This is a genomic window from Stygiolobus sp. CP859M, assembly GCF_037389975.1.
In the GTDB taxonomy this organism is placed as follows: domain Archaea; phylum Thermoproteota; class Thermoprotei_A; order Sulfolobales; family Sulfolobaceae; genus Stygiolobus.
Map to the genome: position 1 here is coordinate 83,908 of NZ_JBBHKS010000005.1, position 16,022 is coordinate 99,929.

The following is a 16,022-nucleotide window of genomic DNA, read 5'->3' on the forward strand; positions in this document are numbered from 1 at the left end:
CAGTTTATATTTTTAACCATATATACATATATATAATTAAAAAACTACAAAATTGAGGGCAATGGTCGCTTTGGTCATATATCCGCGTTAGATTTCTCCTTTCTTCTAGTGAAAAGTATTTTATTTCTGACGTAAAAAGTAATTTCTCTATTCATATGTATAAATGCTTTTCAACAATAAAATAAAAAGTATTCTACAATAGCGTTAATAATTAAAATCAATGTATATTTTCTATGGACGTTTGAAGACCTTAAAATTTCAACTTAATTTATATTAATCAAAGGCAAAATAAAATTCTTTAATAATATATATAATATGAGTCTATACATGGAAAAGACTGTTAGATTTTAAGTAATCTAGGCATTTAAATAGTCTCCTAATAGGAGTTAACAAGGAATATAATATGTTAAAGTCTAAGATAATCTCAAATTCTGAGGTTTCCTTAAAAACTTCATTACGAATAGTGCTAGGACTACAATATTTTTAATTACTTCTAATCCCTTTAATGCTATTTAGTTACGGAAAGATTTGTAAATATTATTTCCGTTAACATTGAATCAGAGGGTACCACTGTGAAATCTATGAGCAATCGCGAGGTGGAGGAAGGCACCCAATGAAACTCCCCCATGTCCTTGAAGGGAGTGGTTTAACTATCGCTCCCGTATACGGCATGGAGAGGGAGAAGGAGTAATGAGGCAGAGTGATTAATAGTCACGAAAAGTGACTATTAGTCACGATGAAGGCTGAACTCTATTACAAGGTAGCTATGAGAACCATTGAGTTCGGCAAGTAGTTCTGTGTATAAGCTCTCCTTTAAAACTTTTAGCTCTCAAAAGGAACTTTGACATAATATACGTTATAAGCTCATTCCAAGATAAACACGGGTATCCCTTAACTCTACCCAGGGTCTTTGTTACCGATTTAATGCATTCGTCGAGTAACGGGCAAGAGGGGCAATGAGGTGAGGAAAGGTTAACGAATATCAGCACTCCTTCTTTCTTGTCCACCAGTATTATCTTTTTTTCGATTCTCAGCTCTCCCTGACTCACACGGAAAGATAAGACGAACTTAAAATTTATAGCCTTATCTTTGATAAGTCCTAACTCCTTGAGCCTTCTCGACAGTCTGTAATAGTAGCTCCTGCTTACTGGAATATCTCCAGCTAGAATACGTAAATAGACGTCCGAGGAAATCTTATCGAAATCTTCACTCTTAAGCATTATTCCGTCCTCATCGATTATATCTCTAGTAATGATGAAAAATTTGTAAATACACATAATTAACTATTTTGCTTGAAGTATAAAATATCTAAAGCGTAGGAGTGATTGGCGTTGTTATAGGAACCAGTGCTTTTATTACAAAATTAGGGGGGTTGAGAGGGCGGAAAGCCTCACCAAGAGGATGGATAGTCCCCTTATAGAAAGTTTAAAATATCTCTTTTTCTTAATATCCCTTAGTGATGCTAATGACGCTCCTTATATAAAACATATTAGTCAGATCTGGGTAATACAGATCTGACTGGGGTGTAGGCCGTTGACTTCCTTGGGCTTAAAGCCCGGTGGGGAGCTTGGCCGCCTCCAACTCGGACCGGAAGTTGGGCAAAAAGCCCGAATAAAACATAAGGGTGAGTGTAAGTGGAGGCCCCCAGTTGCAGGAATAGACGTATCAAAAGATAAATTAATTGTACTATAATAAGCAGTTTAACATTAGTGAGTAAAGCAGGTTTCATGGCGTAAGTAGTGTGGACTATGCTCAATTTTTAAGGAAAAGTTTTTATACCGGAAGCTCCCCAGCTTAATGGGACTGTGGGAGGAGCAATCGGTATCTTCCCTTTTCCTTCAAGGGACTAGAGCCTGGCAATGAAAGTCCCCCTTTCAAGTGAGAGCGGTTCTCTGATCCACTCGACTGCCCACCAGATGTAATCCCGAATCAATGGTGGGAACGATGAGCCCTCTGGAAGGGAACCCTCTACCCTTCCACGGTAGACCCAAAATCATATTAGAAAAAATATTTCTGATAGGATAATATCTAATCTGTGAAAGATAAAGAAATTTATAAGAGTGTAAAGAATTGAAGAAAGGGTTTAAGGTGAGGGAGATAGAATATTACCACGTGAGATAGGAAGATGGTAACACCGGGTCTCCCTCACCAAACATTCAACAAATAGGATATAAATTACTTTCCATGCTTTAAGGGAAAGAAAGGAGAAGAGGTGGCAAAAACTCTCATCTCCGCGTGTTTACGATTCAGTAGAGAACAAGTCCAGAGCGTATGACGTATCCCCACAAACCGTGAGAAACTACGTAGAGAAACAAGGGATAGAAGTAATTGATTGGAAAATGCTAGGAAAATATCCTTAGAAGTACTGAAGGGAGTAAAGGAGGTAGACCTCTCAATAGACTGGACAACAAAGACGTGGTATGGGAAACCAGTGAAAGGACTCGGAAGTTCAGAGAAGGGAAACTCGTGGAACTACGCAACTGCAACAACCAAGTAGGGAGAGTGCTTTTACTTGCCTTTATTCCGCAAGTGAACGGTATGACTAAGGACGAGATAGTGAAAAACCTCGTGGAGCAAGTTGTCGCAATGGGATTCAAGATAAGGTTGATAACTCTTAACGCCGGTTTCTACACTGTCGACGTGCTCAACTTCATTTCACAGTTTAATTACATAGTTGCCGTCCCAGTTGGGGATGTGAAGGTTTATGAGGAGTTTGATGGTGATTATAAGACTAATAGTAAGAGGCATAGGAGGAATGAGCAAGTTAAGTTCAGGCTCCTCGTGTACAGCAAGGAAAAAGCGAGGAGGAAGAAGAGGCTTGTTTATTTTGCTAGGGCTACTTACCTCGAGATACCAAAGAGGGAAGTGTTGGATTTGTACAATAAGGTGAGAGGTCCTATAGAGACGTCATATAGGAACATTAAGGCTTTTCTCCCATTTACTAGTTCTACTAAGTTTGTTTTCCGCACGTTGATCTTCGTTCTTGCCCTTGTATTCTACTCCTTATATACCGTAATCAAGGGGGAGGTGGGGAGAGAGGAGTTTAGATTATTATTAATTCTTTTATATCCCGATTTATTCAATCCGGAGAATTTTACAATTAATCTAGTAGAGACACTTATTTACACTATAGATTTATTTTCAAGGAGGTGATTTTGGGTCTACCGTTTAAAGCGGGGAGAAAGTCTGAACTGCATCTAATCTAAGTTTATAATAAATATTTTCTTCTATATAAATCAATTATTACTTATAGCTTTATATCGTATTATATAGATTACACGGTGTATATAGAGAGTAGGATATTAAAATTGAAAATAGGTGATATTAAGTATGAGGTTATTTTGGTACTTTGATGAACAATCTAATTATTCTTATCATGCCCATGCTATAAAGAACTTAATAGCTGATGTTGAAGGTCTTCAGGACGTGATTGTAGCAGAATCATATAGTTTTGGTAAAATGCTAATAATAGACCAACTGATACAATCAGCGGAACATGATGAATACATCTACCACGAATCTTTGATTCATCCAGCAATGGTGGCTTCAGATGATCCTGAGAGAGTATTAATAATAGGGGCTGGAGAAGGTGCCACGATTAGAGAAGTTCTGAAATATAACGTGAAGGAAGTTGTAGCGGTTGATGTGGATAGAAAGGCAGTCGAGATTGCTGAGAAGCATTTAGAGACATGGCACAAGGGCTCATTTAGGGATCCAAGAGTTAGGTTGATCTTCCAAGACGGTTTCGATTTTGTCAGACAATACAAGGGAGAGCCTTTTGATGTAGTAGTACTAGACCTTACAGACCCTACTGAGACTTCTCGTTCCAGAAACTTATATACTATAGAGTTTTATAGAGAGGTGAAGAAGTTAGTAAAGGACGTTATGGTAACTCAGGGCACTTCTCCGTATCAATCTCCTCATTCGTTTTCAAGGCTTGTAAAGACGTTGAGGGAAATATATAACTACGTGTCTGTGGGTTTATCTTTTGTCCCTTCCTTTGATACTGTGTGGGCTTTTATCTTCTGTTCAGACAAGGTCAATGTCAGTAAGTTAAACGTAAAGAACAGACTTAACAGAGTAATGGGTGAATTGAGGTATTACGATGAAATAACTCACAAGAACATGTTTCTTTTACCTAAGGACGTTAGAAAACTCATAGATAGTGAAAAAACTGTAGTGACTTTGTCAAATCCTATTAACATTCGGGAAGGTTGACTTACTTTCTCTTTATTTCGTCACAGCTGGAGTGTCCTAATTCTTTACATAATATTAGGTCATCTTCCGTAGCGTCTAGTAATTCTATAATAAATTTCTGTACCTTTTCTTTCTTTATTATTTTGTAGCCCAGAGAAGAAAACATTCTGACAGCTGCTATATTCCAACTTCTCGTAGAAGCTACAACTAGTGAAAGCCCTTTAGCCTTGAAATATTCCTCAGCTCTTCTCACCATGTCTTTTCCGATTCCTTTGCCTCTATATCCCGGCAGAACTCCCAAATAGAATATAGCACCTATGTTCTTTCTTCTCTTTAATTCTGCAAACCCTACTTCTTTTCCATTTACTTTAGCAACGAGGACTTTAGAGCAATTTACGTTTTTTAATGCATAGTATTTATCGAATGTAGAAAGAGACTTACTTATTAATTCATCTATATCCATATTCCCGATGCCTTATCTTCATTTGATAATGTGTGATAATCAGTTAATAAAAATTGCCTTTGTAATCTGTTCATAAGGCTCAGTTATAAGGTCCAGCATAAGACACTCTCTAACAATTTTTTATATTTGTTCGGCTATGAACTATTCTATGCGACAAAATCTTGTTCTTACAATTATAGTTCTAGGTACATTAATGGCTGCTGTAGATACTACTATAGTTCTTTTAGCCTTGCCTACTATTACGGTCGACTTAAAAACGAACCTTTACACTTCCGTATGGGTACTTTTGTCTTATTTGCTAGTCCAAGCAGTCATCTCGACGCAAGCAGGAAGAATAGGAGACATAATCGGAAGGTCGAAAATATATAATTTGGGTTTCGCCCTTTTCACCGTAGCTTCAGCGCTTTGTGGTCTATCCACTAGTATAGACCTACTTATATTTTTCAGAGTAATACAAGCCTTGGGAGGAAGTTTGATATCCTCTAACGGAACTGCCCTGATTGCAGATCTCTTTTCTCCTAGCAGCAGGGGTAGAGCTTATGGTCTAACTGCTTTGGGTTGGAATATTGGTGCTTTAATCGGTATAGTACTTGGAGGGATTTTAACCACACTATTGGGTTGGCAATATATATTTTATATTAATGTTCCCATAGGTATTTTCGCTATACTTGTAGGACTTAGGGAGATTAAGGACGTGAACCCTACAAGGAGTAAGCTTGACGTGACCGGTAGCGGTATTCTAGCTCTAATCCTTTTCTTCATATCTTATGGACTGGTCACTATAGCAGGCGTAGGTGTAAATCCTACCGATCTGCTCTATGTGATCCTAGGCTTAGCTCTTCTACCTTTATTTGTATTTAATGAAATGAGGGTGGAAAAACCGATAATAAACTTAAAGTTACTAAAGATCAGGTTATTAAGCCTCTCTTTATATGCCTTATTCTTCCAAGGGATAGGAGGTCTCTCTCTAACTTTCCTACTCATCATGTACCTTCAAGGGGTTAAGGGTCTTTCACCTTTATATGCCTCCCTTGTTCTAGTTCCGGGGTACATAGTAGCCAGTGTTCTTTCACCTATTGTAGGTAAGAGAACTGAGAGGACTAAACCTGGATTATTAGCCTCCTTAGGGTTACTGGTTACATTAGCCTCGCTTATTTTATACTTTGCATTACTCACTCCTTATTCCTCACCTTACCTAGTATCAGCTATATCTACAGTTACGGGGATAGGTTCTTCCCTATTTTGGCCTTCAAATAACACTGCAATTATGTTTAGTGCGCCTAGAGAATATTATGGAGGTGTATCAGGGTTAGCAAGGACTTTTTCCAGTATAGGCACTGTATTGAGTTATGTGATAAGTATAACTGTAGCCTCTCTGTCCATCCCCAGATATGTAGCGTTTGAAATATTCCTCGGTACTAGTTCATTGGATAAAAAAACTATGGTATTTTTCACAGAGGGTCTTCACTTTGCATTTCTAGTATCATCTCTTTTCATCCTCATATCCCTAGTACTTTCAGCTCTCACAATATTCATTAAAGTAAAGAACTAACTTCATAGAATTTTTCTAATTCTATGCCAGAAGATTAATACTAACACTACCGAGGCTGATATCAACGCCAGTAAGGAGATAAGCGCTATATTCGGGCTTAAGACTAGTCTTTCAATAATATATTGGTTTACAACTACAGTGCCTCCTACAGGGACATTATAGGTTCCTTCCCATTCTCCTTCGTAGAACAAAGGAATATACGCGTTAAGAGTAACCAGTTGACCGTTCTTTGCCCAATAGGTAACATTAAAGTTCCCATAGTCTAAGGACACTTCATACTCCAGCTGATAAGGAGGCAGTACGTTTAACGGAGAGGATACATTAATAATGTTTTTTCCTACTAGTTCAAATCTCTCATGAGGTGTTTCGTATATATACTGTGGTAACTGTAAGACAGTACCTTTCTGATACCAATTCATAATTGTTGTACCGTTAGGGTAAGTTATCCTGACTAAATATTCAGGGACGTAATAAGTTGAAGTATTTATTATTGACGGTGTTGAGTTAGTCACTAATATTTGGACGTTTTTTTGTAAAACTAGAATTTCGTTATTGCTAATATTTATTATCCTCGGTAACGTTACAGTAGTGTTCACGGGTAGGTTGTAGGTAATTGCTGAAGAGTTAGGGTAGACGATCGTGACCATTACTTTCTCGTCATAATATAATAATATATCGAAAGTTTGGAATGTACTGTTGTTAGGGATTATGTAAGTTTGTCCTATAACTTTTTCCAGATATAAGTACACGTTACTGCTAATTCCCAGAACGTTAGGTATAGTTATATTGTAAGGCTTGTCGATATAGAAATCTTTACTTTGATATATGCCCAATCTGTTTATTATAAAACTCTCGTTCACAAAAGTTAAGGGTGGTATAGGAGGATTGTAGTTACTGGTTATTAGACCGTAACTCGGACTACCTGTCGTTACTTCTACGTTTCCGTCTGGCTCAAGGATTGTAATTAAGTCTTCAGCCGAACCCGTGGCATTCATTCCAAAGTTAAAGACTGAAGGAAAGGGCTTAAGTCCGCTCTGGTTATAAAATAACCCAAGTTCAGAGTTCAAGGAAGTGAAGTTTGTAACACTGTTAAATCCCCCGAAGACGAGTTCAACGTTTTCCTTGGTAGGAAAATTTACAGTGAAAAAAGCCCTACCGTGTATAGTTGAAACAATAGCAGTTCTAACTTCAGGTGGTAAAAACCTACTGCCGTTTTGTATTATTACGTACTGATATTTAACTATAGTGAAGGTTTGGTTGTAGATCAAAGATATGATTAAATACCCTGCTAAGGGTAACGAAAAATGTAATAAGGTCGTGTTAAATTTCTGATTACCGTTATAATAGCATCCTATGAAAAAGGTATCATTAAGCGTATTAAATACCAGTTCTTCTTGTAACCAATTTACGGCCATTGAGTTATTAACTGTCCCTCCCAGTTGTAACGTAGCGTAATAAGGCTCAGGGGAGTTTGGATTGAAAGAATTAATAGAAGATATATTGAAGTAACCTATTATTTGGTTTGTAGTTATTGTATATGTAGAATTAGCACCTTTAGAGTAGATTCCATAAGAGGCTAAACCTATAGGTTTAGGAGAAATTTGTGCTTGTGGAGTTATTGCAGGTACTGGAACAGCAGCTATAATGGTTAAAACCAATAAAAATAAGATAAATCTCCGCATCGATATATTTGTATAATACCTTTAAATAAAACTTCTCTTAAGCTCGGTTAACTTGAATAAAAAATTAGTTTTCTATTAACAATAACTGATTATTTAACCTATTCATACTCATTCTGGTCAGGGGCTAAGGTCAAAGAACTGCTTAGAACGCCAAGAATCATTAAGAGCATTCCAAGATAGAGCGGGAATTCAGGTGACGCGATTTTTACTATTCCCATGAGTCCTCCCGCGAATAGGAAAGCACCAATGCCTATTACTGCACTACAACTACAGAACCTTATGCCTTTTCTCATTTTTCCTCATATATTAATTAAGTTTAACTAGTTTATAAATTTACGCTTTTAGCTAAATCAATAAATAAAAGGAAAATTATCAAAGTTTATAATAAAATGCAAGTCAAGTTTAAATCGATTATTAGTCTATATAATAATGTGAAAATCATAGTTTTTAAATCTCTGACCTCGATAAATGGGGAGTGTAATATAATACCCAGAGTAAAGGTCTTTGAAAAAGATGCGGAGTTGTTAGCTTATCCTTTGAACGTTCAAGGAGAAATCTACTATATTTTTCCTTTAGTATCCTTAAAACTCCTAAAAGAGAGGTCTGAAAGATTAGGGCTTAGTGAGTTGGCAATGAGAATTAACGTGCTAACTAGGGACACAATTGAAAGAGGTACATGTATATGTGATAATGAGGTCAGTATCACTGTCATGGGTGTAAAGTTACATGAACGCATACCTCTCACAGACTCCGAGATATTCTTCTACGGTCCTGAAAGAGCTATAGAAAAGAAAAAGGAGGAAGTACTGTCTTCGATAAAATATCTAAAAAAAAGTGTTGAAACTTGAGGAATGGGAACACGTAACAATTGTTGGCAATGAGATTTTCTCAGATTGTAAGGAATTGGAACTACCTCCTTTAACTTTATTCCAATTATACGTTAACGATGAGTTCAACTTAGACGACAAGTCCTTTAAGGTTTTACTTAGCTAACAACTTGACTTACAGGTGGAGGATGAGGATTTCCCTCAATCCTTTTCATATACTCCTTGTACATGCATCTATCCTGAATTACTATGAGCCCCGCTTTTCTTGCTTTTTCCGCAGCATCATCGTTCCTTATCCCCTCTTGTAACCATATTACCTTCACGTCACCTTTCCTCTTAACTCTCTCTAGGACTTCATCTATAATTCTAGGAACGTCTTGAGAGGGTCTGAAAACCTCAACTACTTCTATTTTATCTGGGATATCTAGTAAGCTTTTATAACTCTTCCTACCCAAAATTTCATCTACTGTGGGATTAACGGGGATCACGTTATAGCCCTTGGACATCAAAAACTTTGGTACTTGATGTGAAGGTTTAGAAGGGTCTTTAGAAAAGCCCACTGTGGCAATGTTCTTGTAATTTCTCAACACGCTTTCAATTACCTGCTCCTCTGAACTTATAACAATCACCCTAGAGATTATTTGATTTTAGGTTATTAAGCAAAATCATGTAATCTATTTTATTAATTCATACCTTCGTGATACGTGATTATAATAAATCAAACCAGATCTACGTAAGAAAGAGAATAAAGGTAAAAGCCTTTTCGGAATATTAGTTTCAACGTTTTCCCCGAACTTTTCAAATAACGCAATAAGTAAGTCTATGGTATCTTTAAAAGTCACTAATATCCTTCCTTCATCTAAGGGCAAAACAAACAACGACGGGTGGAGGTTTTTGTTAATTCCATGCCCCTCAAGTATCACGAATCCCTTTTCGAGGACTTGTTCACATAAAGAGTTTTCCGTTAGTTTCTTGTCACTAGATCCAACGCTTTTAATAACTTGTCTTAACATGCTCTCGATATCGTTCAGTCTTCTCAGTATTTCAACGTCACTCTTTAAGTATTTCTCTTCTATAATTTTTCTCCTATTGCTTTCATTACCAAGTAGATAATTTAAAAACTCGTCATCCACAATTTAACCTTAAAGATTAAAAAGAGGAAAGGGAGAGATGAAAGTTACGGTTAGATATTTCGCTTTTCTATTAGATTTCACCGGTAAAGAGTACGAAATAGTGGAAACAGATTGCAAGACCGTGGAATGTCTCATCTCAGAGTTAGAGGCGAAATACGGTAAGGAATTCGGAAAAATAGTCAGAGAAGGACTAGGAAATATAAAAATCTCGATCTTAGTCAACGGTAAGAAACAAGAAGAAATCAATAACGGTGATGAGGTGGCAATCTTTCCCCCGCCTGCTGGAGGGGAACTGAGGATAGGTGGGACGTTGGATATATTAGAGGAAATAAGGAAGTTCAGAGAGGAAGCGGGAGAAGATGTAGGTTCAATGGTAATCTATTTGGGTATTGTTAAAGGAGTTGTAGAAGGGCATAAGGTATACAAGTTAAAGTACCAAGCTTATGAGGATTACACGAAAAAAAGGTTCGAGGAAATAATCTCCTCTCTCAAGGAGAAATATAAGGATCTTGTGAAGATTAAGATAATTCACGTAATCGATGAATTAAAGCCTGGTGAGGACGTTTTCTTAGTCATGGCCTTAGGGAGAGGGAGGAAAGAAGCAATTAGAGCTGTAGAGGATGCCGTTGAAATGGTAAAGCACTCGACTGGTATATGGAAACTTGAGGTAAGAGACGACGGAGAGTTCTGGGTAGTTGCTGGTAATACAAGGGTGAAGAGGAATGATAAAGCCGGTAGCGCTTAGTATTGCTGGCTTTGACAGCGGTAACGGTGCTGGAGTAGAGACGGATATTAAGGTTTATGAAATCATGGGTGTTCACGGAGTAGGGGTAACCACAGCGATTACGTCCCAAAACACCCTCGGCATCTCTCACGTTTTTCCCATACCTTCTGAAGTTGTCAAGAGGCAATTAGAGGCATTGCTTTCTGACTTCGAAGTCAAGTCTGCGAAACTGGGGATGGTTTATACTAAAGAACAATTTAACGTGGTAGTTGAGTTGTTAGCGGACAAAATTCCGTTAGTAACAGATCCCGTGATATACGCAAAAGACGGCACTCCCTTAATAAAAGACATCGAGGATTATAAAAAGGTCATATTACCGAGAACAACAGTCTTGACACCTAATGCTGTTGAGGCTTCGATTCTGTCTGGAGTTAAGGTTATGGGAATTAATGATGCTGAAAAAGCTTGTAAAGAGCTCTCGAGGCAGTACAACATCCCGTATGTCATAGTGAAGGGTGGCCACATAGAAGGAGAGTATAGTATAGACGTCCTTTACGACGGCGAGAAAGATCAGTACTTCAAAATAGGTTACAAGAGAATAGTTTATAACAAGAACACTCATGGGACAGGTAGTGTTTTCGCTACGGCAATTTCAGCCGGGTTAGCAAAAGGAAAAGACGTTGTTTTCTCTTTCAGATCCGCTAGAGAGCTACTCCAAAAGGCTATATATTACGGGCTTAATATCGGAAAGGGTATAGGTCCCGTTGATCCGATTACTCCCGCACTTGTAAAGTCTATGAAGTTCGAGGTAATTGAAGAAATGCATAAATTTGCCTACGAAGTTGAACAATGGAAGAACTTTTATAAGTTAATCCCCGAATTACAATCTAACTTAGCCCATTCAATAGATCCTGATTTCGTAACTGGCTTAGAGGATATAGCGGTGTTCAGGGATAGGTTAGTTAGAAACTGGGACAATAAAGTAAAAGTTGGCTTACCCGTAGTGTTCGGTAAACCTACCCATACGGCAAGGCTTTTATTATCGATCATGAAGTTCAAGAAGGACGCCAGAGTTTTAATTAACATCAAGTTCACAGACGAGGTAGTAAGACTTCTCAAGGAGATAGGATATGAGGTTATTGAAGTAAACAAGGAGCTAGAGCCCAACCCCCAAATAGAGGGTAAAAGCATGGAATGGTTGGTTAATCATGTTTACATGACTTACGGAGATGTCCCTAATGTGATATTCGACCGAGGTGTTAAGGGTAAAGAGGCGATGATAAGGCTTTGGACTAGTTCAGTAGAAGAAATATTAAGTGCGCTAAAATATTTAAGTGATAGGCTATGACGGACATAGATCTAGAAAGAATACTTTCAGGAGGAAAGAATTTAGTCAGGACTGGATGGATGCAGAGGGGAGTTCCACCATCAGTGGGTGAGACCGTAGCACAACACAGTTGGGAGGCAGGAATATTGGCTTACTACATATCTAAAAAGCTGAAAGAGAAAGGAGTCAATGTGTCGCCAGAGAAAGCGGTAGCAATAGCAGTGTTTCACGACATAGGGGAGAGCCTTTTAGGCGATCTACCTAAATGGGCTACTGATAGACTTCCTCAAAAGGAGGAAATTGAGAAGGAAGCAATTAAACAGTTAGGTCTTGGAGAGGAGCTTTTCGAGGAGTATAAAAACAGGTCTTTGGAGGGACAAATAGCGAAGTTGAGCGAGATGTTAGCTACTTATCTTCAAGCTAAGAGGTACTTGAGACAAGGTTATGATGTCAAGGAAATTATGGAGACCTATTTCAGTGTATTACAAGAGATGAAGAGAAGAAGTCCTTTCAATTTAATAGAAAATCATATAGATTTTCTAATAAATGATTTAATTAAGTAGCTCCCTTATTTTTAATAGGGAGAAATTATGAAAATGGGTCCAGGTAAAAAAGCACCTGATGAAGTAAACGTACTAATAGAAATACCAATGGGTTCAAATATAAAATACGAATACGACGAAGAGGAGGACGTAGTAAAGGTAGACAGAGTTCTTTATACGTCTATGATGTACCCGTTCAATTACGGTTTCGTACCCGGTACTCTAGAGGAGGATGGAGACCCTATAGACGTTTTAGTGATAACGTCATATCCTATAATGCCTGGTACTGCTATTGAAGCTAGACCTGTGGGGATTCTTTACATGAGGGATGAGGAGGGAGAAGACGCAAAGATCATTGCAGTTCCAAAGGACAAAATAGACCCAGGCTATTCGAACATAAGAGATATAATCGACTTGCCTGAGGCTGTAAAGAACAAGATCGTACACTTCTTCGAGCACTATAAAGAGCTGGAGCCAGGTAAATGGGTAAAAGTTTCCGGTTGGGGATCTACAAACGAAGCCAAGGCTAGAATAAATGCTGCAATTAAAAGGGCTTCAGGAAAATGAATAATGTGGTTTTTTATCCCTGATTCTTTCCTCATAATTATTATTTTACTCCTATCATTTATCCCAGCTTTATGGAACCTTTTACAAGTCTATTATTACAGAGTGGGTTTGAAAGCTACTAGTGATATAAAACCACAAGGTAGAGGAGAAAAGTTCTTTTCCGTAATAATTGCGGTAAAAGGAGAAGACAGAGAGACTATAAAAGGACTGATTGATAATTTGTCCTCTTTAGATTATCGAAATTATGAAGTGATTATAGTCTCAGATGACGATGAGACTCACTTTAAGGAAATATTTGGTGATCTCACCCTGCCTAAAAACTTCAGAATCTTCAGAAGGGATAATCCTAAAGGGGGTAAGGCTGGAGCGCTAAATTTCGCTTGTAGTAAAGGAATAGGCGATTATTTTGTTTTTCTTGATGCAGATGCGAGAGTAGATAAGGAATTCTTGAAGAGGTTAAACAAAGAGGATTTTAATGCTGCAGCCTTTAAAATTTCAATATACGGAGTTGAGACAGAGTTACAGAAGTATTATAGGGACTTCACAGACAAGGTCATGATATCTCTGTTTAGGGGTAGGAATTCATTAGGATTACCGATTTTTCCCAACGGTTCTGCTTTCTCCATAAAGAGAGATATGTTGTGGAATGTGGGTATGTGGAAGGAGGGCGTAATAGCAGAGGATTTAGAACTTGGAATAAGGCTTTTCCTTAAAGGGGTAAAGGTCGAGTACTTCCACGATATAACAGTCTTATCAAAAGCCCCTTATACTTTACACGACCTCTTCAAACAGATCGAGAGGTGGTCTTACGGTTCCTCGCAAATACTCTTATTGTCTTTAAAGATGTTAGGGAAAGGATTTAAGGGAGTTGAGGGGTTCATCTATGCTCAGCAGTGGGGAATCTATCCCTTGTTTTTATTAACTTTGCTGTTCTTCAACGGAATGGAATTTCTACTTGGAATAAACCAATCAATCCTCTTATTACCGCTAATCATTTACGGAGTATCTACAGCGGCTTATGCCTTATCTTTAGGTCAGAAGGAGGGAGATTTTAGCATTGTAGTAACTATAATAAATGCTTCAACTTCAGGATATTGGAAAGGACTTCTGAAAATCCCGTATAAGTGGAGGGTTACTCCGAAACAGAGAAGAGAGGAAGAAAGTCAAAAATCTTCATCTAAAGAATTGCCAATTTTCTTGTTGAGCTTCATCAACTCCCTATGTGGATATTGGTTGTCTAGCTTGATTCTATTGGGACTGGCGATTATGGAGTCACTTGCTTAGCACCGGACATCACTTGTACTTCTCTCATGGCCTCTTCTGGTCTTAGAGAGTATTTAATTATATACTTCTTTAGTAGCTTATAGCTATCCCTACTTTGTATTATCTGCCTTGTGCTTGCCAAGATCTTCAAGTAAGTAGCTCTCCTTTCGATTTCAGCTTTCACATCATCAAAGTTCTTTCCACTTTCCTCTACTCTAGCCCTTAATACCACAGCAGCGTTGTAGTCAATTATATGTGTGTCTGTATTAGGATCCCATCTTACACTTTGCCTTAGGTCGTTGTACGACACTATTTCATTTATTGCGACAGCTCTTCTTCTTAAGAGTATCTTATCGCCCACATATACTGGTAATCTCCTTACAGTTACAATTATGTTCATCATTGGTATCCACTCGGAAGGAATATTTAGCGGTTCGTTCATCAACCTCTTTACTGCGCTTTCAGCGTCGTAGGCATGGAATGTTGTAGCTCCACCGTGTCCAGTTGATATAGCCTGGAACAATACATATGCTTCCTCACCTCTGATCTCACCGACTACTATTATATCAGGCCTATATCTCAGGGATAACTTTAGTAGATCCATTAATGTTACTTCTTTTCCTAAACCTCCGTAAGCAGGTCTTGCATATAATTGTACCCAGTTATCTTGTGCCAGTCTAATCTCGGGGATATCCTCTATAGACATTATCTTCATCGACTCTTTGACCAAGTTTAGGATAGCGTTCATTACGGTGGTCTTACCAGCTCCGGTTACTCCTATGACCATGAATGACAGCTTCATATCTATAGCATACCATAAGTATGCTGCAGCCTCTGGTGAAAGGACTTTGCTATTTATTAAGTCCAATATTGTGATCGGACTCTCGGCGAACCTCCTTATTACAAAGGAAGAACCGTTAGCCGATACTTCTCTCCTAAAAGTTGCTGCAATTCTATCTCCTTTAGGTAATATACCGTCAGCTATAGGTGTTGCTACTGAAATGGTCTTATTAGCTAAAGATATGAATCTTAAGACTAGTTCGTCAATAAGTTGTTCACCGTCGATTACCCTGTCGAACATGTTCATTTGCTTCGTAATTATTATGTTTGTTGGAGTATACTCGAATTGTCGGTGGTATACGTAAATGGGTAGATTAAGTCCACTAGAGGAGATATCCTCAACATTATGATCTAATAGTAAGGGCGTAAGTATATTGTAACCGAACATGTTTCTGAGCAAATAATAGAGCGCTACCTTAAACGGTGTTGATAATACGTTTAGTTCTCCTACTTTACCTTGGAATACCTTGAGTTCCGGTCTCTTAGCATTAAGGTCTACTAAGATTTTCCCTAAAGGCACGTGGTCTGCATCAGATAGTAAGCTCCTTTCCACTTCGTCGATTAGCAAGAGGTATAAATTGAACGTGTTGACGTCCATCAAAGGTTCGATCAAGTTGTATTTGTATATTCCCTTTTCCTCGTCATAAGTTATGAAGACGTTTGGTTTTGCTATCGAGAGTTCGATTCTGTTCTGGCTAAAGTCGTTTGCTATTTGCTCTGGAATTATATTGGATAAGTCGATGTCATACTGAGAATAAACCTCTCCCTCAATGCTTTGTACCGGTATAAATAACGGGTAAAGTGAGAAGGGAAGATCTAAGTCGTCTATTTTAGGGGTGATTTTTTTGTTCCCGCTGGAAAATTTAGGTAATTTTAACTTTAATTTTTGTGAACTCATTATCATA

General features: G+C 38.0%; 16 protein-coding genes and 2 pseudogenes. 11 read left to right on the forward strand and 7 right to left on the reverse strand.

The genetic code is table 11. From position 1 onward, the window contains the following. Positions 1–764: 764 nt before the first annotated feature. Positions 765–1,277: a hypothetical protein gene (locus WIW72_RS01080; protein ID WP_337720588.1), complete on the reverse strand. Its 513-nt coding sequence runs from the start codon at positions 1,275–1,277 to the stop codon at positions 765–767. A 520-nt stretch (positions 1,278–1,797) separates the two neighbouring features. Here WIW72_RS01080 and WIW72_RS01085 point away from each other — a divergent pair. From WIW72_RS01085 to WIW72_RS01095, 3 genes and pseudogenes are all read left to right on the forward strand, one after another. Continuing rightward, a pseudogene (locus WIW72_RS01085) lies at positions 1,798–2,025 on the forward strand (hypothetical protein). 100 nt (positions 2,026–2,125) lie between these two features. Further along, a pseudogene (locus tag WIW72_RS01090) lies at positions 2,126–3,153 on the forward strand (ISH3 family transposase). A 177-nt stretch (positions 3,154–3,330) separates the two neighbouring features. Continuing rightward, a complete protein-coding gene (locus WIW72_RS01095) occupies positions 3,331–4,218 on the forward strand; it encodes a spermidine synthase (RefSeq protein WP_337701859.1) in 888 nt (295 codons plus the stop codon). A 1-nt stretch (position 4,219) separates the two neighbouring features. Here the strand turns inward: WIW72_RS01095 and WIW72_RS01100 are convergent, their stop codons facing one another. Next, positions 4,220–4,660, reverse strand: coding sequence for a GNAT family N-acetyltransferase (locus tag WIW72_RS01100; RefSeq protein WP_337701860.1), 441 nt, complete (start codon positions 4,658–4,660; stop codon positions 4,220–4,222). Between the two features lie 148 nt (positions 4,661–4,808). Here WIW72_RS01100 and WIW72_RS01105 point away from each other — a divergent pair, with 148 nt between their 5' ends. Next, positions 4,809–6,212 carry an MFS transporter gene (locus WIW72_RS01105; RefSeq protein ID WP_337701862.1) on the forward strand — a complete coding sequence of 468 codons (1,404 nt, stop codon included), beginning with the start codon at positions 4,809–4,811 and terminating at the stop codon, positions 6,210–6,212. A gap of 2 nt (positions 6,213–6,214) precedes the next feature. On the opposite strand, the gene WIW72_RS01110 is transcribed toward WIW72_RS01105, so the two are convergent. Next, positions 6,215–7,894, reverse strand: a complete 1,680-nt coding sequence (locus tag WIW72_RS01110) for a thermopsin family protease (RefSeq protein ID WP_337701864.1) — start codon at positions 7,892–7,894, stop codon at positions 6,215–6,217. A 98-nt stretch (positions 7,895–7,992) separates the two neighbouring features. After that, the gene (locus WIW72_RS01115; protein WP_337701866.1) at positions 7,993–8,187 is read right to left on the reverse strand and encodes a hypothetical protein; all 195 of its coding nucleotides are present in this window, start codon (positions 8,185–8,187) and stop codon (positions 7,993–7,995) included. Positions 8,188–8,325: 138 nt separating this feature from the next. On the opposite strand from WIW72_RS01115, the gene WIW72_RS01120 reads away from it, so the two are divergent. Both WIW72_RS01120 and WIW72_RS01125 read left to right on the forward strand, forming a co-directional pair. After that, positions 8,326–8,742, forward strand: a complete 417-nt coding sequence (locus WIW72_RS01120; protein WP_337701869.1) for a hypothetical protein — start codon at positions 8,326–8,328, stop codon at positions 8,740–8,742. Next, positions 8,732–8,887: a hypothetical protein gene (locus WIW72_RS01125; protein WP_337701870.1), complete on the forward strand. Its 156-nt coding sequence runs from the start codon at positions 8,732–8,734 to the stop codon at positions 8,885–8,887. Before WIW72_RS01120 ends, WIW72_RS01125 begins: the two co-directional genes overlap by 11 nt. Here the strand turns inward: WIW72_RS01125 and WIW72_RS01130 are convergent. Then, entirely contained in the window at positions 8,880–9,341 is a 462-nt protein-coding gene (locus tag WIW72_RS01130; RefSeq protein ID WP_337701982.1) for a CoA-binding protein, read from the reverse strand. The genes WIW72_RS01125 and WIW72_RS01130 overlap by 8 nt on opposite strands. A 54-nt stretch (positions 9,342–9,395) precedes the next feature. Beyond that, entirely contained in the window at positions 9,396–9,854 is a 459-nt protein-coding gene (locus WIW72_RS01135) for a hypothetical protein (protein ID WP_337701873.1), read from the reverse strand. A 37-nt stretch (positions 9,855–9,891) separates the two neighbouring features. Between WIW72_RS01135 and WIW72_RS01140 the strand changes: the two genes are divergently transcribed. The 5 genes from WIW72_RS01140 to WIW72_RS01160 all read left to right on the forward strand — a co-directional run bounded on the left by WIW72_RS01140 (position 9,892) and on the right by WIW72_RS01160 (position 14,298). Then, a complete protein-coding gene (locus WIW72_RS01140; protein ID WP_337701874.1) occupies positions 9,892–10,599 on the forward strand; it encodes a MoaD family protein in 708 nt (235 codons plus the stop codon). Beyond that, positions 10,577–11,926, forward strand: coding sequence for a bifunctional hydroxymethylpyrimidine kinase/phosphomethylpyrimidine kinase (gene thiD, locus WIW72_RS01145; protein ID WP_337701876.1), 1,350 nt, complete (start codon positions 10,577–10,579; stop codon positions 11,924–11,926). The genes WIW72_RS01140 and thiD overlap by 23 nt, the downstream gene beginning before the upstream one ends. A 5-nt stretch (positions 11,927–11,931) precedes the next feature. After that, a complete protein-coding gene (locus WIW72_RS01150; protein ID WP_443294738.1) occupies positions 11,932–12,468 on the forward strand; it encodes an HD domain-containing protein in 537 nt (178 codons plus the stop codon). A gap of 27 nt (positions 12,469–12,495) precedes the next feature. Continuing rightward, positions 12,496–13,014: an inorganic diphosphatase gene (gene ppa / locus WIW72_RS01155; RefSeq protein ID WP_337701880.1), complete on the forward strand. Its 519-nt coding sequence runs from the start codon at positions 12,496–12,498 to the stop codon at positions 13,012–13,014. A 102-nt stretch (positions 13,015–13,116) separates the two neighbouring features. Then, a complete protein-coding gene (locus tag WIW72_RS01160) occupies positions 13,117–14,298 on the forward strand; it encodes a glycosyltransferase (RefSeq protein WP_337701984.1) in 1,182 nt (393 codons plus the stop codon). Here WIW72_RS01160 and WIW72_RS01165 read toward each other — a convergent pair. After that, positions 14,279–16,015 carry a type II/IV secretion system ATPase subunit gene (locus tag WIW72_RS01165; protein WP_337701882.1) on the reverse strand — a complete coding sequence of 579 codons (1,737 nt, stop codon included), beginning with the start codon at positions 16,013–16,015 and terminating at the stop codon, positions 14,279–14,281. The genes WIW72_RS01160 and WIW72_RS01165 overlap by 20 nt on opposite strands. Positions 16,016–16,022 lie beyond the last annotated feature (7 nt).

Bases quoted from the DNA above. Each gene is read 5' to 3' on its own strand.
- WIW72_RS01095 (WP_337701859.1), top strand. From the start codon at position 3,331: ATGAGGTTATTTTGGTACTTTGATGAACAATCTAATTATTCTTATCAT.
- WIW72_RS01165 (WP_337701882.1), bottom strand. From the start codon at position 16,015: ATGAGTTCACAAAAATTAAAGTTAAAATTACCTAAATTTTCCAGCGGG.
- WIW72_RS01100 (WP_337701860.1), bottom strand. From the start codon at position 4,660: ATGGATATAGATGAATTAATAAGTAAGTCTCTTTCTACATTCGATAAA.
- WIW72_RS01140 (WP_337701874.1), top strand. From the start codon at position 9,892: ATGAAAGTTACGGTTAGATATTTCGCTTTTCTATTAGATTTCACCGGT.
- ppa (WP_337701880.1), top strand. From the start codon at position 12,496: ATGAAAATGGGTCCAGGTAAAAAAGCACCTGATGAAGTAAACGTACTA.
- thiD (WP_337701876.1), top strand. From the start codon at position 10,577: ATGATAAAGCCGGTAGCGCTTAGTATTGCTGGCTTTGACAGCGGTAAC.
- WIW72_RS01080 (WP_337720588.1), bottom strand. From the start codon at position 1,277: ATGTGTATTTACAAATTTTTCATCATTACTAGAGATATAATCGATGAG.
- WIW72_RS01115 (WP_337701866.1), bottom strand. From the start codon at position 8,187: ATGAGAAAAGGCATAAGGTTCTGTAGTTGTAGTGCAGTAATAGGCATT.
- WIW72_RS01110 (WP_337701864.1), bottom strand. From the start codon at position 7,894: ATGCGGAGATTTATCTTATTTTTATTGGTTTTAACCATTATAGCTGCT.
- WIW72_RS01105 (WP_337701862.1), top strand. From the start codon at position 4,809: ATGCGACAAAATCTTGTTCTTACAATTATAGTTCTAGGTACATTAATG.